The 18,616-nt window shown below is 43.9% G+C and carries 9 protein-coding genes; all 9 read left to right on the plus strand.

What is annotated here, in order from left to right:
- The first annotated feature begins 159 nt into the window (after positions 1 to 159).
- The gene (locus FQV30_RS18280) at positions 160 to 3,840 is read left to right on the plus strand and encodes a S8 family serine peptidase (RefSeq protein WP_304608824.1); all 3,681 of its coding nucleotides are present in this window, start codon (positions 160 to 162) and stop codon (positions 3,838 to 3,840) included.
- 211 nt (positions 3,841 to 4,051) lie between these two features.
- Positions 4,052 to 4,765: an IspD/TarI family cytidylyltransferase gene (locus FQV30_RS04040; protein WP_146499563.1), complete on the plus strand. Its 714-nt coding sequence runs from the start codon at positions 4,052 to 4,054 to the stop codon at positions 4,763 to 4,765.
- Positions 4,762 to 5,787: a ribitol-5-phosphate dehydrogenase gene (locus tag FQV30_RS04045; RefSeq protein WP_146498845.1), complete on the plus strand. Its 1,026-nt coding sequence runs from the start codon at positions 4,762 to 4,764 to the stop codon at positions 5,785 to 5,787. The genes FQV30_RS04040 and FQV30_RS04045 overlap by 4 nt, the downstream gene beginning before the upstream one ends.
- Position 5,788: 1 nt before the next feature.
- Positions 5,789 to 6,937: a CDP-glycerol glycerophosphotransferase family protein gene (locus FQV30_RS04050; RefSeq protein WP_146498846.1), complete on the plus strand. Its 1,149-nt coding sequence runs from the start codon at positions 5,789 to 5,791 to the stop codon at positions 6,935 to 6,937.
- Between the two features lie 18 nt (positions 6,938 to 6,955).
- On the plus strand, positions 6,956 to 8,860 hold the full coding sequence (locus FQV30_RS04055) for a CDP-glycerol glycerophosphotransferase family protein (protein WP_146498847.1): 1,905 nt from the start codon (positions 6,956 to 6,958) through the stop codon (positions 8,858 to 8,860).
- Between the two features lie 255 nt (positions 8,861 to 9,115).
- Positions 9,116 to 9,922, plus strand: coding sequence for an ABC transporter permease (locus tag FQV30_RS04060; RefSeq protein WP_146498848.1), 807 nt, complete (start codon positions 9,116 to 9,118; stop codon positions 9,920 to 9,922).
- A 48-nt stretch (positions 9,923 to 9,970) separates the two neighbouring features.
- Positions 9,971 to 10,759: a teichoic acids export ABC transporter ATP-binding subunit TagH gene (gene tagH, locus FQV30_RS04065; protein ID WP_146498849.1), complete on the plus strand. Its 789-nt coding sequence runs from the start codon at positions 9,971 to 9,973 to the stop codon at positions 10,757 to 10,759.
- Positions 10,760 to 11,127: 368 nt separating this feature from the next.
- Positions 11,128 to 15,009 carry an N-acetylglucosaminidase gene (locus FQV30_RS04070; RefSeq protein WP_146498850.1) on the plus strand — a complete coding sequence of 1,294 codons (3,882 nt, stop codon included), beginning with the start codon at positions 11,128 to 11,130 and terminating at the stop codon, positions 15,007 to 15,009.
- 195 nt (positions 15,010 to 15,204) lie between these two features.
- Positions 15,205 to 18,507 (plus strand): peptidoglycan recognition protein family protein, encoded by a 3,303-nt coding sequence (locus FQV30_RS04075; RefSeq protein ID WP_146498851.1) that lies wholly within the window; start codon positions 15,205 to 15,207, stop codon positions 18,505 to 18,507.
- Positions 18,508 to 18,616: the final 109 nt, after the last annotated feature.

Raw genomic sequence — 18,616 nt, forward strand, 5'->3', positions numbered from 1 at the left:
CCCAAAATATATCCATCCTATTTCATAACCTCGCCCCACAACTCGTCAATATATTCGAAATTATCGAATAATTAGTAATAACTTCCCTTATTTTGTGTTATTATGCGGGTAATGATACTTTTCTGCTCGCTGCATTCATATTCTCAAGGGGGTCTCACAGTGAAAGATTGGCGAACGGTTCTATTGATGGCAATGGTTTTTTTACTCGCAACGGGTTCTGGACTGATGGGAGTTTCGATCAAATCCGCGGCAGCGCCTGCACCGCAAGAAGCAAAAGCGGAAGTTTCATCTGAATTGCTGAAGCCGGAGGACCCGGACGAGAAAGTCCGGATCATCGTCGAGCTTGAAGGAGCGCCCGCGATAAACAGTGCGACAAAAAGGGGCATGCTTTACAAGGCTATGCCGGAAGCCACAAAAGAAAGTCTGGAAGCTGCCATAGCCGCCGAACAGAAAACAGTTAAAGCGGCCATCAAGAAAACGGCGCCAGACGCCGCTTTCCTGGAAAGTTTCTCGGCGGTCTTCAACGGCTTTTCAGCGGAACTGGAAGCGAAGCAAGTAGAGGAAATTGCCCAGCAGGATGGCATCAAAGCGATTTTCAAGGCGACCGAATACGAACGGCCGGCTGCCGTTCCTGAGATGATCTATTCCAAGGAGCTTGTCCAAGCCCAGCAAGTGTGGAACGATTACGGCTTGCGCGGTGAAGGGACGGTCGTCGGCATCATCGACACCGGCCTTGACCCGTCCCACAAAGACATGGTTTTAAGCGATACAACGACAGCTGAGCTGACAAAAGCGGAAGTGGAAGCGCTTGTGGCTGGAAAAACCCTTTCGAACGGCAAGTTCTTTACGGAAAAAGTGCCGTTCGGCTATAACTATATGGACGGCAACGATGAAATCCGCGATATCGGAACGGGCGCAACGATGCACGGCATGCACGTCGCTGGGACAGTCGGTGCGAACGGCAACGAGGAAACAGGCGGAGTGAAGGGCGTGGCGCCGGAAACGCAGCTGTTGGCGCTGAAAGTGTTTTCCAACGATCCATTGAACAAGTCCACATACGGCGATATTTATGTGAAAGCGATTGATGACGCGATCAAGCTCGGCGCAGACGTCATCAATATGTCGATAGGGGCTACAGCCGGATTCGTAGATTCATCGGATCCGGAACAGCAAGCGGTTGAGCGCGCGACGGACAACGGAATCCTTGTTTCCGTTTCTGCAGGCAATTCAAATTTGCTTGGTTCGGGCTTTGCGCCGCCGCTCGCCATCAACCAGGATTACGGCTTGACCGGCTCGCCGAGCGTCTCCTATGATTCGTTCGGTGTGGCGTCGTTTGAAAACAGCCGCATCACCGCCAAAAGCTTTGCAAAAACCATAAACGGCACCGATGCAGGGCGCAGTATCTACTTCCAGTCGAATGATGTCGATCCCGTCGACTTGCCGCAAGACAGTTATCCGGTTTTGGATGCTGGCCTCGGCAAACCGGAAGAGTTTGAAGGAAAGGATTTCGTCAATAAGTTCGCACTTATCGCACGCGGCGAAATCACGTTCGCCCAAAAAGCGCTGAATGCGCAAGCGGCCGGTGCAGTCGGTGTCATCATCTACAACAATGTGCCCGGTGTCATCAACATGGCCGGCGACCCGGCCATCCGGATTCCATTCCTGTCGATCTTGCAGAGCGACGGTTTGCAAATGAAAGAGGCATTGGCAGGTGGAAGCGAAGTGGCGGTTGCCTTTGACGGCGAGTACTTAGATGTAGCAAGTCCGACTGCCGGCAAAATGAGCGATTTCACATCGTGGGGGCCGACACCGAATCTGGATTTCAAACCGGAAGTGACCGCACCGGGCGGCAATATCTTCTCGACATTGAACAATGACCAGTACGGGCTCATGAGTGGAACTTCTATGGCGGCGCCCCATGTTTCGGGCGGTGCGGCCCTGTTGTTCCAGCGCTTGGAGGACGAGCTGAAAACAGATCCGGCGGACCGTGTGCAGTTCACGAAAAACTTGATGATGAATACAGCTAATCCGGTTGAATTCGCCGAGGGGCAGTTCGTCTCGCCCCGCCGGCAAGGTGCAGGCCTTATGCAGCTGCATGATGCACTGTCGGCCAAAGCCATGGTGACCGACAAAGCGACCGGCGAAGCGAAAGTTGCGCTAAAAGAAATAACGGACGACCGGCTGTCATTCACGCTTGTCGCCAAGAATTTCTCGGCTGATGCAGCCACATACAACGTAGCGCTCAATGTCCAAGTGGATAAAACGATGAACGGTGGAGGCACCCGTTTCGTCACCGATCCAAATACGCTCGGTTCGGACAATATTACCGGAGCGGTTTCGATAGATGCGCCGCAAGCGGTGACCATTCCGGCAAACGGCGAAGTGGAAATTCCGGTATCGGTTGATTTGTCTGCCGTCAGCCCCCAGCTGCGAACCGTATTCTCAAACGGCTTTTTCGTGGACGGCTTTGTCACATTGACCGATGCGAGTGAAGAAGTGACTGGTAACCCGGCGCTGGTCGTCCCTTATTTCGGCTTTAACGGCGATTGGAACGATGCGGATATTTTTGATGAATTCGCCTGGGACCCGATGACGTATTACGGCACCACGGTACTGGTCAACAATCAAGGCGCCATCATGAAAGGCGGCACGCATGAAGCGAACTTTATGCCGGAGCAATTTGCCTTCTCGCCGAACGGGGACGGCATGTGGGATGTGATTTACCCGTACTTTTCACTTTTGCGCAACGCAAAAGAATTGGAAGTGAATGTTCTGGATGCCGAGGGCAAAAAACTGCGGACCATCCGGACCGATAAGAAACTGACAAAAAACTACAGTCCGCTGGCACCTTTTATCGCCAATCCGGCATATGGATGGAATGGGCAAGTGCTCGGCAAACTCGTGGAGGACGGAGATTACCAGATCCAGCTGAGGGCAGTCATCGATTATCCGGATGCGGAGTGGCAGTCGATCGAATTCCCAATTATCGTCGATACGACAGCACCGCAAGCGCAAGCGGCCTATAATGCGGACACCACGACGGTAGAAGTCGCAAGCTTCACTGATACCGAAGCGGGCGCTGGCCCGGACCGCTGGGAAGTGTTCCTGAACGGCACCGAACTGACGGAAGACGCGGCAACTCCGGCTGATGAATCACTGGCTCCGGCAACCCGAAACTTCAAGCTTCCGGCGGCGCTGAAAGCGGGGGATGAACTGGTCGCCATCTTCTACGATGTTGCAGGCAACAGCCAGCAGGTTGAACTCACCGCCGCTGCAAGTGCAGCAGCTTCAGAACCGACGATTTTCCTGAATTCGCCGACTGCACTATCCATCCACAATATGGAAAATATTGTGGTGGCAGGACACGTGGAGGACGAGTCGAAAGTGGCTTCGGTCACGGTGAACGGCGAACAGGCACTGCAGTTTGACGGACGGAACTTCAACCATACGCTGACGCTTGAAGACGGCGTCCAGGAAATCGATGTGGCGGCAACCGACGACAGCGGCAATGACCTGCAGATACGCCGGGAAATCTTCGTTGACACGACGGCCGCGGAACTGAAACTGATCAAAGTGCCAAAAAGCATAGCGAAAGATCAGAAGGAAGCGGAAATCACCTTCAACGTCAAAGACAACTTCGATGAGATCCGAGTCTATGTGTATGACAGCGAGATCTATGCCCATAAACTTTCCACTCCGTATGAAGTGAAAAATTTCGATGAAGAAGTGACGGCTAAAATTCCGGTGCTCGAAGAAGGCACAAACGACTACAAACTTATCGCGACCGATTTAGCAGGAAACGCGACGGAATTGGAGTTCTCGATTCTGAAAGAAGAGTGAATCTATTAAACAGCACCTAGATTAAGGTGAATAAAATGTACCAAAAAGGGTATCCTTACCAAGGATGCTCTTTTTTATAGATTAAAGGCATTACTTGATGGATTACAAAAAAATCTCATAAACATCAAGTATTTATGCTAGGTCTTTAGTCAACTTGAAAAGTGCAAACATTATGTTACAATTATCCATATATAATGACGAGGTGATTGGATTGATTTACGCTGGAATATTGGCTGGAGGAAAAGGCACTAGAATGGGGAACGTTCCGATGCCAAAGCAATTTTTACTGCTAAACGAAAAACCGATTATTGTACATACAATAGAAAAGTTTTTATTAAATAATAAATTAAATAAAATCATAATTGCAACACCAAAAGAGTGGATGAACCATACGAAAGATGTGCTCAAAAAGTACAAAATCGATTTGCCGAAAGTGGAAATCACAGAAGGTGGTTCCGATCGCAACGGTACCATCATGGCTATCGTAGAACATATCAAACAACACCATGGTTTGACACCGGAAGATATTCTGGTGACGCACGACGCAGTCCGCCCATTTTTAACGCATCGGATCATCGAGCAGAACATCGAGCTTGGGCTTCAACACACTGCTGTTGATACGGTCATAGAAGCGATCGACACAATTGTTGAATCGACAGGCGGCGATTATATTTCGTCAATTCCAGTCCGAGGGCATATGTACCAGGGACAGACGCCGCAGACGTTCAATATTGAAAAGCTGCAGGAACTTTACGGCAAATTGACTGATGATGAAAAAGAGATTTTAACAGATGCATGCAAAATTTTCGCCATAAAAGGTGAAAAAGTAAAATTACTTCGCGGGGAAATTTTTAACATCAAAGTGACGACACCGTATGACTTGAAAGTTGCCAATGCGATTCTACAAGGAAGTATCGACAAATGATCAACCAAATTTATCGACTCGTATCTCCTAGACAATTCGAAATCAGCTATAACGACAAATGGATCGCCTCAAGCGATGTTGTGGTGCGTCCAACGCACCTTTCTATTTGTGCTGCGGATCAGCGTTACTTTACGGGAACGCGCGGCGAAAAGGCGATGAAAGAAAAATTGCCGATGTCATTGATCCATGAAGGCGTTGGCGAAGTGGTGTATGATCCGGAGAACATATTGCCGGTCGGTACAAAAGTGGTCATGGTGCCGAACAATCCGACAGAGATAGATGAGTTTGTGGCGGAAAACTACTTGCGCACGAGCCAATTCCGCTCAAGCGGTTATGATGGTTTTATGCAGGACTATGTCTTTATGGACCGTGGCCGTTTGGTTGAGCTTCCACAGGATATCGATATGGATGTTGCTGCATTTACGGAATTGGTGACGATCACTGTCCACGCGTTGAGCCGCTTTGAACAAAAGGCCAACAAACGCAGAGGATCTTTCGGCGTATGGGGCGACGGCAATCTGGGTTATATCACATGCCTATTGCTTAAAAAGCTGTATCCGGAAAGTGAAGTCATCATTTTCGGTAAAACCGATTACAAGATGAACCATTTTTCTTTCGCTGACCGAGCCATCAAAGTCGGTGATATTCCGGATGGATTTGAAGTCGACCATGCCATTGAGTGCGCGGGCGGCATCGGCAGCCAGTATGCACTTGATGAAATTATTGAACATATCAAACCGGAAGGGACTGTTTGCCTGCTTGGCGTAAGCGAACACCCGATCGAAGTGAACACCCGTATGGTTCTCGAAAAAGGATTGACCTTGATTGGAAGCAGCCGAAGTGGCGCAGCTGATTTCCAGCGCACAGTCGATATCTATAAAGATTATCCGGAAGTGGTGGATTACTTGTCGACATTGATTGGCAATGTCTACGATGTCACATCCCTTGAAGAAGCCGCCAATGCGTTTGAAACTGATTTGTCCAATTCATGGGGGAAAACCATCATGCGGTGGAAAATTTAATATGAAAGCTATCCGTAAAATAAAATACTTTCTTTTTTGGGCTTTTAAAATTGTTTATCAAAGCTGTTATCGGGTGCTTTCGCTGATTGTACCGGTAAATGAAAATAAAATCCTAATGGTGGTTTCACGATCCGAAAAGTTAGAAGGAAACCTGAAATTCATCCATGATGAACTAATTACACAAAGACCCGACGCAAAGATTCATCTTATTTCTTCAGCAAATAAGATGAATCTTAAGTTGTTTAAAGAACTATTTGCGATTGCCGGAACCAAGTATTTGATACTTGATGATTTCTTTCTGCCGGTTTACCTGATAAAACCAGCAAAAACGCTGAAAGTCATTCAACTTTGGCATGCGGCGGGTGCTTTCAAAAAATTCGGCTACAGTACGGTCGATAAAACGTTCGGCCCGGATAAAGGCTATTTGAAGATTGTTCCGGTCCACTCCAACTATACGCATGTGTATGTTTCATCGCCTAATGTTGTGCCGCATTATGCGGAAGCATTCAACATGCCGGCTGAGAACATCTATCCTTTAGGCATTCCCCGTATGGACATGTTCACCAGCCAAAAACATAGATGGGAAACCATTGAAAAGATGAGACGTCAGTATAGTGATGTTGTTTTGGGTAAAGTGGTCATTTTGTTTGCGCCAACTTATCGGGCAGCCAACAAGCAAAAAGAATCCGAAGTGGATTTCATCAAAATATTAACCGACTTGGCGACAGATTTAGAGCCCGACAAGATCCTTGTTTATAAGCCGCATCCTTATTTGATGAACGAAAGCCTCGAGCAGCTGAAAAACTATGATAATATACTGGTCGCAAAAGATTACACGGTCAACGAATGGATGCTGATTGCTGATGCTTTTATCACCGATTATTCATCTGCGATTTTTGAATTTGCTCTTTTGAAAAAACCCCTTGCACATTTTGTTCCGGATTTAGTGGAATATGAAAAAGGGCGAGGCTTATACTACCCGATCGAAAAAATTTCAGACGGGGAAATTATCCATGAATACAGCCGGCTCGCCGTATGGATAAATAGCCGCACAAAAAATGAAAGCTGGGATACAAATCGTATGCTTTCCTTCAACTTCAGTAACGTATCTAGTGCTACAAAACAAATAACCAAACATTTTTTATCATAGCTCGAGGAGTTGTAAACAATGAATGTGTCGTCAGTCGACAATGAGAAAGTCGTATTAGCAACAAACGGTAAGCTTCTTAGTGAGGTTACGCATATTAACTTGAAAGGCCCTCGTTTAGAAATCGAAGGCTACGCCACCATAGAAGGCATTCATTCCTATCAGGAAAACAGAACGAGAAAGGTCCTATTGATTGTTCCGAGTATCGATATCGCCGCATATCGGGAACGGGACTTAGAGCTGGCGGATAAAACAGACGATGAAATCCTGGATGAAGTAACGATCAAAGCGCCGCTTGATAATTGTTTGGTTGCGGATGTGTATGAAGAAGCTGAAGATTTACCCGAAGAATTCGCTTCTTCATTAGGCGGATTCAAAGGCAGCATAGATTTTTCTACTATAGTAAGAGGAAAGCCGTTGGAAGCAGGGGAGTTTCATATTTTCATCAGTTTTGAACAGCTAGATGAAGAAAATGATTTTTTGAAACATCATAAGGTGATTCCGCTTTCCACTAGCCGCAATTTCCATAAGGACAATGTGCTAACGACACGGTTGGAGTATTTTTCAAACAATCTTGTTTTAAAGTATAGTTTGATGTTGTCATTTGATAATTACAGCAAAAACTTGAAGTTGAAAAATAATATTCTGCAATCGTATGATCCTCGCAAAATCCAAATGGATGAAGTGCCGGAAGAAAACCGTCATGTTCGCGCTGTAAAAAACCGCTTGTTCCGGTTGTTTTACTTTTTCTTTTGCCTATTGCCTATCCAGAAAACCAAAGTCATATTTGCATCAGATAGCCGGGAAGACTTGAGCGGGAATTTCTTTTTTGTATATGAAGAAATTTTGGAGAGGGATATGAACTTGGACATAAAGTTCTTGTTCAATGAGCGGATAGGCTCTAAGCGGACCATTAGTGACTTGGTTAAAACCGCATATCATTTCGCCACGGCAAAAATCATTTTGCTTGATGATTTCTATCCGATGATTTATCCGTTGAAAATCCGGAAAAAGGCAGATTTGATTCAGATTTGGCATGCGGCTGGAGCATTCAAGACATTCGGCTTTAGCCGATTAGGCCGTCCAGGAGGACCTTCCCCGTTATCCAAAAACCACCGGAACTATACAAAAGCAGCGGTCAGCAGTGAAGGGATCCGTGGCAATTATGCAGAAGGTTTCGGTATATCAGAAGATAAAGTATACGCAACCGGACTTCCGAGAGCCGACATATTCTTCGACGAAGAATATAAGAAATATGTTAAAACTTCGCTATATGAAAAATATCCATTCATGCGCGAGAAAAAAGTCATTTTGTTCGCGCCGACTTTCCGTGGCAATGGACAAGCTTCCGCCCATTATCCATATGAACATTTGGATATGGAAGAGCTTTACAAAGCATTGAGTGAAGACTATGTCTTCGTGATGAAAATCCACCCATTCGTCAAAAACAAAATTACCATTCCCTATGAATACAGCGAATTTTTTGTCGACTTGAGCGAGTATCGTGAAATCAACGACTTATTGCTTGTGACAGACATTTTGATCACAGATTATTCGTCAGTCTGCTTTGAGTTTGCATTATTGAACAAACCGATGTTATTTTTTGCTTTTGATGTTGAAGAGTATATCGCATCACGAGATTTCTATTACGATTACTTCAAATTCATTCCTGGTCCTTTGTTGAGAACGACCAAGGAAATTATTTCTGCCATCGAAAATGAGCAATTCCAATTAGAAAAAATTCCGCCTTTCGTAAAATACTTCTTTAACGATACGTTAGGGAAAGCGTCGAAGAATGTGGTAGACCAATTGATCATTCCAAGTTTGAATGACGAGCACTTAGCGGAAGATAAAGAAAAAGTGATATTGCCACCCGCTAAATCCAGAAAAGAATTGTTTGATCGCTCCATCCAAATGGTCGATTGAACGAAAGACTTTTGCATTTCAGAGAAGGTCCACTTGCGGTCTTCTCTTTTTTGTAAAAGTGGGATTTTCAAATGGAATTCCAACTCCAAATCAGAAAAAAATGTCTGTTTATAGACGTGGTATAAAACCTTTCTCATAATGTTATATGCTATACTGTTTGAGGAAAGTGAAGACTTCCTAAAACAAAACCGGTCAAAATATAATTGAAAACTAATCAGCTCCATGAAAGCTATTTGGAACTGAGGAAGGAACAATATGAAGTCACTAATTAATATTATTAAAGAACAAATAGGATCGCTTTATTTGATTCAGCGTTTGGCTATGTTCCATATAAAAATCGAAAATCGCAATAATATATTAGGATTTATCTGGGAAATTCTGAACCCGGCGATTCAAATGGCCATGTATTGGTTTGTATTCGGCCTTGGCCTAAAAGGCAATGCTGACATTGACGGAGTTCCATTCATCTTCTGGATGCTTGCAGGTATCTCGATGTGGTTCTTTATGAACCAAGGGATCCTGGACGGCACAAAATCCATCTATCAAAAATTCAATCTGGTGGCGAAGATGAATTTTCCTTTATCAACGCTCCCAAGTTATATTATAACCAGCAAGCTATATGGGCATCTGTTCCTGTTAGGGCTCCTGCTGATTGTGTTTTGGATCAACGGCTATTTGCCGTCGATCTATTATATCCAACTTGTGTATTTTATTGTGATCTCGTATCTGTTCACGTTCGCGGTGACTCTTTTGACGTCCACCCTTGCTGTGGTAGTCCGCGACATTCAAATGGTGATCCAGTCCACTTTGCGGGTCATGTTCTTCTTGTCTCCGATTCTTTGGCAGACAGAGCGTTTGCCGGATTTTATCGAACCGTACATGCAATTGAATCCGTTCTTTTATCTGGCAAACGGGTACCGCGCATCGCTCCTGTATAACGAGTGGTACATCATCGATCAATGGCAAATGACCGCTTACAACCTAGGGCTGATTTTCTTGCTGTTGTTAGTCGGTTCAGCAGCGCACTTTAAGTTTAGAAACCGTTTTTCTGATTTTATATAAACCGCCACAGTTCCGATTGAAAAGTTTGAAAGTGGGAAAGGTGTTCACATGAAAGAAGCCGTAATCATTAAAAATGTATCAAAAAAATACCGGATGTACCGTTCGAAAAAAGAGCAGATTACAGATTTGCTCCTGCCAGGCAGAGGCGGCAAGAATTTCAATGCAGTTGAAGATGTTTCTTTTACAGCGTATGAAGGAGATGTTATCGGCCTTGTCGGCATCAACGGTTCTGGAAAATCCACACTAAGCAATATGATCGGCGGCATTGTTCCGCCTACAAGTGGAGAAATTATAAAAAATGGCGACACGCATGTTATTGCGATCAACGCTGGATTGAACAACGAGTTGACGGGCATTGAGAATATTGAATTCAAATGTCTGTTGATGGGATTCAGCAAAGAAGAGATCAAACGGATAACACCAGAAATTGTTGCTTTTTCAGAACTTGGTGATTTTATCTATCAGCCTGTGAAGAAATATTCAAGCGGGATGAAATCGAAGTTGGGCTTTGCTATCAGTGTTTCCGCTGACCCTGATATTCTCGTGATCGACGAAGCTTTATCAGTAGGGGACCAGACGTTTACAAATAAGAGCCTTGACCGAATGAATGAGTTCAAGGAAAACGGAAAAACAATTTTCTTTGTCAGCCATAACTTGGGCCAAATCAAAAAGTTCTGCAAAAAAGTAGTGTGGCTTGAAGGCGGAAGGCTGAAAAAATACGGAACGACCGAAGAAGTCATGGCAGAATATGAAGAGTTTATCAATCATTACAAAAAACTATCCAAAAAAGAACAAGAAGCATTTCGTAAAGAAACAGCGAAGCGAAGAGAAGGATAAGTTTTTGCTTTTGTCTTTTACAGGAGTTTTGAACATGGTAGAGAATTTAATAGAAAATTTAAAGAGTTCAGATCTGTACAGGTCTGAACTCTTTTTTTATGTCAAATTTCTAAAAAAAGTAAAGGTGCTAGAATTTCAAACATTACAAAAAATAGGTATTTAGGTATATTCTTATTTATTTTTTTTGTAACATTGTAAAGAAAGTCAGGATATTTTACACAAACAAAAAAATGATATTATATGATAGAGTAGTAAAAGCTCAAACCTATATGAGTGACTTCATTACAAATTTTGTTAATAATTTGGGTAAATTAAAGGGATTTGTCCAGTTAAAATCGAATATAAAGAAAATAGGAGGGAAAAGCTAGATGAAAATAGTCAAATTGCTTACTGCATTAGTACTTGTATTTTCCTTGATACTGCCTTCAACAGTACTGGCAGCAGAAAGTACAGCAGCTTCATCGCAAGAAAGTTCAGTTAGCCTGTCAGGGGAACTGAACAGCAAAAACAACCGTGTCTACCAAGACTATAAGAAGCCTAAGGCCTATAGTTTGGCTGGTCCAGAAAAACTTAACAAGGTTTACTACATAAAAAAGCAAGCAACATATAAAGGTGTTGTTTACTACTTGCTTAGCACAAAGCCGAGTGCAACAACTGGCGTGATTGGCTGGACAAAAGCGGCGGCAATCACTTTGCAAAGCGATGCACAGGAAGTCCCGGTTGATCTGGTAGCCGAGTTCAACAGCAAAAACAACCGCATTTACTCGGATTACAAAAAACCGACTGTCTACACCTTGGCAGGAACTGCTAAGGTGAACCAGACATTCTATGTCAAAAAACAGGCTACTTACAATGATCAGATCTATTATTTGATCAGCACAAAGCCAAGCGCAACAACTGGCGTCATTGGCTGGACAAAAGCGGCGGCAGTCAGCATCCAGCAACCGGCAGCGAAAGCTGAAGCTGCAACTAAAGAAGGTTCTGTCGACCTATTAGGAAAATTCAACAGCAAAAACAATCGGATTTATCAAGATTATAAAAAACCTGCTGCGTACAGCCTGGCAGGAACGGCTAAGTTGAGCCAAACATTCTATATCAAGAAACAAGCAACCTATAACGGGGTGGTCTATTACTTGATCAGCACAAAGCCAAGTGCAACAACCGGCGTGATCGGTTGGACCAAAGCGGCGGCAGTGACCACTCAGGTTCCAGTATCGAACGAGTCGGTGGAAAGTTCTGTCAACCTTCTCGGGCATATGAGAAGTGTCAACAACCGGATTTACGCGGATTACAAAAAACCGAAGGCTTACAAACTTGCTGGGACAGCAAACACCAATGAAGTTTTCTATATTAAGAAACAAGCAATTTACAAAGATGTGGTCTATTACTTGATCAGCCGAAATCCGAGCAGCACAACCGGTGTTGTTGGCTGGACCAAAGCGGCCGCGCTTACCACGCAGAAGCTCGTAACAATTGATACTGCTTCAAAAACTTTTTATGTAAAAGGAACAGGGAGCGCCTATACAAAACCTTGGGGCGGAACGAAGAATTATTACTTCAAAAGCCTAGTCGTCAGTACGGACCGTGAATTCAAAGTCAGTTTGACAGAAAAAGTAGGAAGTACGGTATGGTACCAAGGGATATTGAATGACAAAACAGTGTGGATTGAAGCACAGCATGTGACTTCAACAAAACCTGAAGAACCGGAAGCGCCGCCGGTCGTAAAAGAAGAGAGCGCAACAAATTTAGTTGGGAAAATAGGGGTTTCAACTTCCCGCATTTATGCCGATTATACAAAACAGACAGCATATACAGAAGCTGGCTCAACAAATACAGATGATTTGTTCTACATCAAAAAACAAGCGAAATTCAACAATGCGGTCTATTATCTGCTTAGTAGAAATACAAGCGGAACAACTGAACTTGTTGGATGGGTGAAATCGACGGACATAGAAACGCAAACTCATGCTGAAGTGGATAAAAACGCTAAAGCGTTTTATGTATCAGGAGCAGGAAGCGCCTATGCGAAAATATGGGGCGGAAGCAAGAACATAGCCATCCAAGATCTTGCTGTCTTGAAAGGCCAATTGTTTTCAGTTCAAGCAACCGAAAAAGTAGGAACAGCTTTGTGGTATAAAGGCACAATCGACAGCAAAACGGTGTGGATCGAAGCTTCGCAATTGGCCGTATCTTATGAAACTGAAACAAGTCTAGTAGGGCGCATTGATAACACAAGCGTCCGTATCTATCAGGCTTACGAAAAGCAAACAAGCTTTACAGAAGCGGGAACTGCTAATACCGATAAGGTGTTTTACATCAAAAAGCAAGCTGCATTCAATAATGCACTTTATTACCAGATCAGCGAAAGCAATAGTGGAACAGAAGCGGCAGGCTGGGTCAAATCCAGCGATATTGCCACTGAAAAACACACGGTAATAGACCAAAATGCAAAAACGTACTATGTAAAAGGAACGGGAAGCGCCTATACGGACATTTGGGGCGGTACAAAAAACATTTCAATACAAGATATGACGTCATTAAAGGGTTCTGTGTTCCAAGTAAAAGCGACTGAAAAAGCCGGAACTTCAACATGGCATCAAGGAGTTGTCAGCGGAAAAACAGTGTGGGTAGAAGCTTCGCAATTGGCGCCTTCGTTGGAGAGCCCGATCAGTTTGGTTGGACATATCAACAGTACAAGTGTCCGCATCTATACAGACTATTTGAAACAAAGCTCTTATTCGGAAGCTGGAACAGCAAACACCAATGAAGTGTTTTACATCAAGAGAAAAGCAGCTTACAATAACGCCACTTATTATTTGATCAGCCGCAACCGAAGCAGCACAACCGGTCTCGTCGGATGGGTCAAATCAACAGATATTAAAACGGCTGCTCATGAAAGCGTGGATAGAGTTGCTAAAACATACAACATCAAAGGAACAGGAAGCGCCTACCTTAAAATTTGGGGCGGCACGAAAAACATTGTCTTCCAAGACTTGAGCTCGTTGAAAGGCGCAGCATTCGCAATCAACCTTACCGAAAAAGTAGGGAGTGAAGTGTGGCATCGAGGAGTCCTCAGCGGCAAAACTGTCTGGATCAAGGAATCGGATTTGATAAAAGTGGAAACACTATATACGCAATACAATTACACATTTGACGAAGCTTTAGCCAAGCAGATGAAAATCTTGCAGCAAACAGATAAATATTCAAAGAGCAAAGCGTATATTGCAAGCTCGTCAGTAAGTGCTATTGAAGAAACCGCAACAGTTTCAACAGACGGCTCTAAATTGCGCAAATCAGCAGATTTTACAAACAACATTTCCTATACGGTGAACAAAGGAACAAAAATTACGATCATCAGCACGTTTACTGGGGAAGCTTATGCCGGCAGCACCAAATGGTACAAAATCAGCTATGCCGGTGAAACTTTATATGCACATTCATCTATCGTCAATACATCAACCATTACAGGAACAATTGCTGCAAAAACTAACGTAGTGAGCGCTGCAAGTGCAACAAGTCATGTTTATGGCACCCTTGCTGCAGGAGCCAAAGTGACAATCCTCAGCAAAGGCACCGGCTGGCATGAAATCAGTTACGGTACGTGGAGAAACCCGACACAAAGTGATGTAGCAACTTACTTGGAACCAAGCAACAACGATAAATTCCAACACTTGTTGCTGACTTCTAGTGCTGGGGTATCAGCAGAAGAATTGAACAAAATATTGGTTGGCAAAGGCATTCTTGAAAATCTTGGCCAAGCGTTCATTAACGGCGGAAAACAATATAACGTAAATGAAGTTTACCTGATTTCCCATGCCTTGCTTGAAACTGGCCAAGGTACATCCCAATTGGCGAATGGCGTAGAAGTCGGAAAAAATGCAACAGGCACACCGGTGCTGGTTACGACAGCAAACCGCTCGAGCTTAACGTCAATCAAGAAAACCTACAATATGTTCGGCATCGGCGCAGTTGACGGCAATGCACTTGCGGCGGGTGCCATTAAAGCATACAACTCCGGCTGGTTTACGCCGGAAGCGGCTATCATCGGCGGGGCACAATTTGTTGGAACAAATTACCTGGACAAAGGCCAGAACACGCTCTACAAAATGCGCTGGAACCCGGCAAGTCCTGCTACTCATCAATACGCATCCGATATTGGTTGGGCTGCCAAGCAAACCGTACGGATGAACTCTTTGTATAACATGTTAGATTCTTACACTATTACTTTAGATGTTCCCAAATATAAGTAAGTTAAACCTAAATTGGGAAATTTTTTAGAAATTGATCCAAATAAAATATTTAAGGAAGAAAGAACGGAGAGCCGCTGCTTGAATCTCTTTCTTCCTATCCCATAACTGAGCACTAATGGTTGAAACCCAGAAAACAGCGTGAATATTAAATGATCCCGTAAAAAATCAATCCCTATTTGAAATTTGGAGGAAAAAATGAAGAAACTAATCATCTTGATGACATTGTTTTTACTTTGCAACTCTTTGTTCCCGGCACAGTTTTTAGCAGCAGACACAGAAAAGGACACCACCCAGGAAAGTGCGTCTAGTGACGACGAATACAACGAATTCGGCATCAAAAAAGGCACGATGGTCCACGGCGAAGATATCAGTGAATTGAGTGAAGAAGAACTTCAATACATTCCGGAAGGCTGGAGAGATGGTGTAGTTGAAGACGTCCATGGCCATGCTGAAGGAGAGCACGAAGAAGAAGCGCCGGAGGGTGCAATGTCGCGTGCGGCAACTTATCCAAATGTGAACGATTATATTGTTTCAAAGAAATTTACAACCGCTAAGATAGAATACGACTATAAATCAGTTTTCCCGAAAATGAACTACCGCTCTGGCTATGCCAAAGTTGAAGGCGTTGTCGCACATGAAACAGCGAACGACTCTTCCACGATAACTGGTGAAATCTCCTATATGACCAGAAACTACCAAAATGCGTTTGTCCATGCATTTGTGGACCATCAGCGCATTATTGAAATCCATCCGACAGGCTATAGTGTATGGGGCGCAGGCCGCTACGGCAACCAGCGTTTTGCGCAAGTGGAACTGGTGCGGGTCCATACGTTCGATAACTTTGCAAGATCAATCGACAACTATGCTTCTTATATTGCATCTGTATTGTATAAATACAAATTGGGCGTAAGCAGCGCAGAAACAAAAGGTTCGGGCACATTGTGGTCGCATGCGGCTATCAGTAAATTCTTAGGCGGCACGAACCACTCAGACCCGCATGGCTACTTTGCGAAATATGGATATAACTGGTCGGAATTCACAGAACTTGTAACAGCTAAATACAAAAAGTTGGCAGGAACTACAACACCGGTAACTCCAGTAGCAGCCCCTAAAGAAGTGGCAACAAGCAAATTGGGGCATTTGAAGAGCTCAAGCGCGAAAATCTATTCGAAACTCTCTTCAACTGCTTCTACAAGCGCAGGAACTACAAACCTGAACGAAGTTTTCTACATTAAGAAAGAAGCAACTGTCGGCAGCACTAAATATTATTTGATCAGCCAACAACCAAGCGCTACAACAGGTGTAGTGGGATGGGTCAAATCAACGGACATTACTGTCCAAACCCATTCAACAGTCGACAAGAATGCAAAAATTTACTATATCAAAGGAACAGGCAGCGCTTATACAAAACCATGGGGCGGCACAGGCGATTATTATTTCAAGAGCCTTGCGGCAAGCGCTGGGGTTGAATTTAAAGTCAACATGACTGAGAAAGTCGGCAGCACCACTTGGTACCGAGGCGTTGCAAACGGACGAACCATTTGGATTGAAGCGAAAAACGTTGTAAGCTCCGTAGAAAAAGCAGTAAGCAAATTGGGGCATATCAAAAGCAGCACAGTAAAAATCTACCCAGATTTGACGAAGTTGAGTTCTACTATTACGGCTGGAACAACTTATACAAATACAGTGTATTATATCAAAAAAGAAGTGTTGCTACACGGCACAACTTACTACCTTCTAAGCAAAAATCCAAGCAGCACGACAGGCGTAGTCGGCTGGGCTAAAGCGACAGACGTAACAGCCCAGACTCATGCGACAGTGGATAAAAAAGCGAAAACCTTCTATGCATTAGGAACAGGCAGTGCTTATACAAAAGTGTGGGGGGGATCGAAAGATTTTTACTTCCAAAAACTTGTTGTTAGCTCTGGCCGCGAATTCAAAGTGAATTTGACTGAAAAAGTTGGCAGCACTATTTGGTATCAAGGTGTATTGAATGGAAAAACGGTTTGGATTGAAGCGAAAAATGTTTCAGCTGCTAAAACGACAGCCACAAGCAAAATTGGTCAAATAGAAAGCAGTAAAGTGAAAATCTACAAAGACTTGAACAACTTGTCTTCGACGGCCGCTGCAGGGACAACCTACACAAACAAGGCATATTACATCAAGCAAAAAGCGGTGTTGAACGGTGTCTCGTACTACTTGTTGAGCAACAGTCCGAGCGCTACCACCGGAGTTGTCGGCTGGGTCAAAACGAGCGACATGAAAGCACATACCCACACAACCATCGATAAAAAGGCCAAAACGTTTTATATCAAAGGGACAGGAAGTTCTTATACAAAAGCGTGGGGAAGAACAAACGACATCAGCGTGAAAAGCTTGAAAACTTTTAAAAACAAGCCGTTTGAAGTGAAGAAAACTGAAAAAGTCGGGGCTTCGCTTTGGTATTACGGAGTTCTGGACGGCAAGTCAATGTGGATCCGTTATTCTTTGTTGTCAAGCGAAGGGGAAGCGCAAAAAGTTGCCGTTTCTTCTGTCAAAAAGACGGCAACAAGCAAAATTGGTCAAATAGAAAGCAGTAAAGTGAAAATCTACAAAGACCTGAACAACTTGTCTTCGACGGCCGCTGCAGGGACAACTTATACAAACAAGGCATATTACATCAAGCAAAAAGCGGTGTTGAACGGTGTCTCATACTACTTGTTGAGCACCAGTCCGAGCATCACGACCGGAGTTGTCGGCTGGGTCAAAACGAGCGACATGAAAGCACATACCCACAAAGCTATCGATAAGACGGCGAAAACCCTATACATCACGGGCAGAGGAAGCTCTTATACAAAAGCTTGGGGAAGAACAAACGACATCAGCGTGAAAAGCTTGAAAACTTTTAAAAACAAGCCGTTTGAAGTGAAGAAAACTGAAAAAGTCGGGGCTTCGCTTTGGTATTACGGAGTTCTGGACGGCAAGTCAATGTGGATCCGTTATTCTTTGTTGTCAAGCGAAGGGGAAGCGCAAAAAGTTGCCGTTTCTTCTGTCAAAAAGACGGCAACAAGCAAAATTGGTCAAATAGAAAGCAGTAAAGTGAAAATCTACAAAGACTTGAACAACTTGTCTTCAACGGTCACTGCAGGAAAGACTTACACAAACAAAGCTTATTACATCAAACAAAAAGCGGTGTTGAATGGCGTATCGTACTACTTGTTGAGCAGTAAACCAAGCATCACTACTGGTGTTGTCGGCTGGGTCAAAACGAGCGACATGAAAGCGCACACCCACAAAGCTATCGACAAAACGGCCAAAACCCTATACATTACGGGAAGAGGAAGCTCATATACGAAAGCTTGGGGAAGAACAAACGACATCAGCGTGAAAAGCTTGAAAACGTATAAAAACAAACCGTTTAAAGTGAAGAAAACTGAAAAAGTCGGGGCTTCGCTTTGGTATTACGGAGTTCTGGACGGCAAGTCAATGTGGATCCGTTATTCTTTGTTAAAAAAGTAAAGAAATAGTGTTAGAGAAAAGGCGCCCTTATGTAGGGTGCTTTTTCTATAGTTGAAACAATCCTAAAGCTTTATAAATGATTTTCATACAAATTTTTCATTATTAACGG

Origin of the sequence: Planomicrobium sp. CPCC 101110 (assembly GCF_007859395.1) — a bacterium.
In the GTDB taxonomy this organism is placed as follows: Bacteria; Bacillota; Bacilli; order Bacillales_A; family Planococcaceae; genus Planococcus.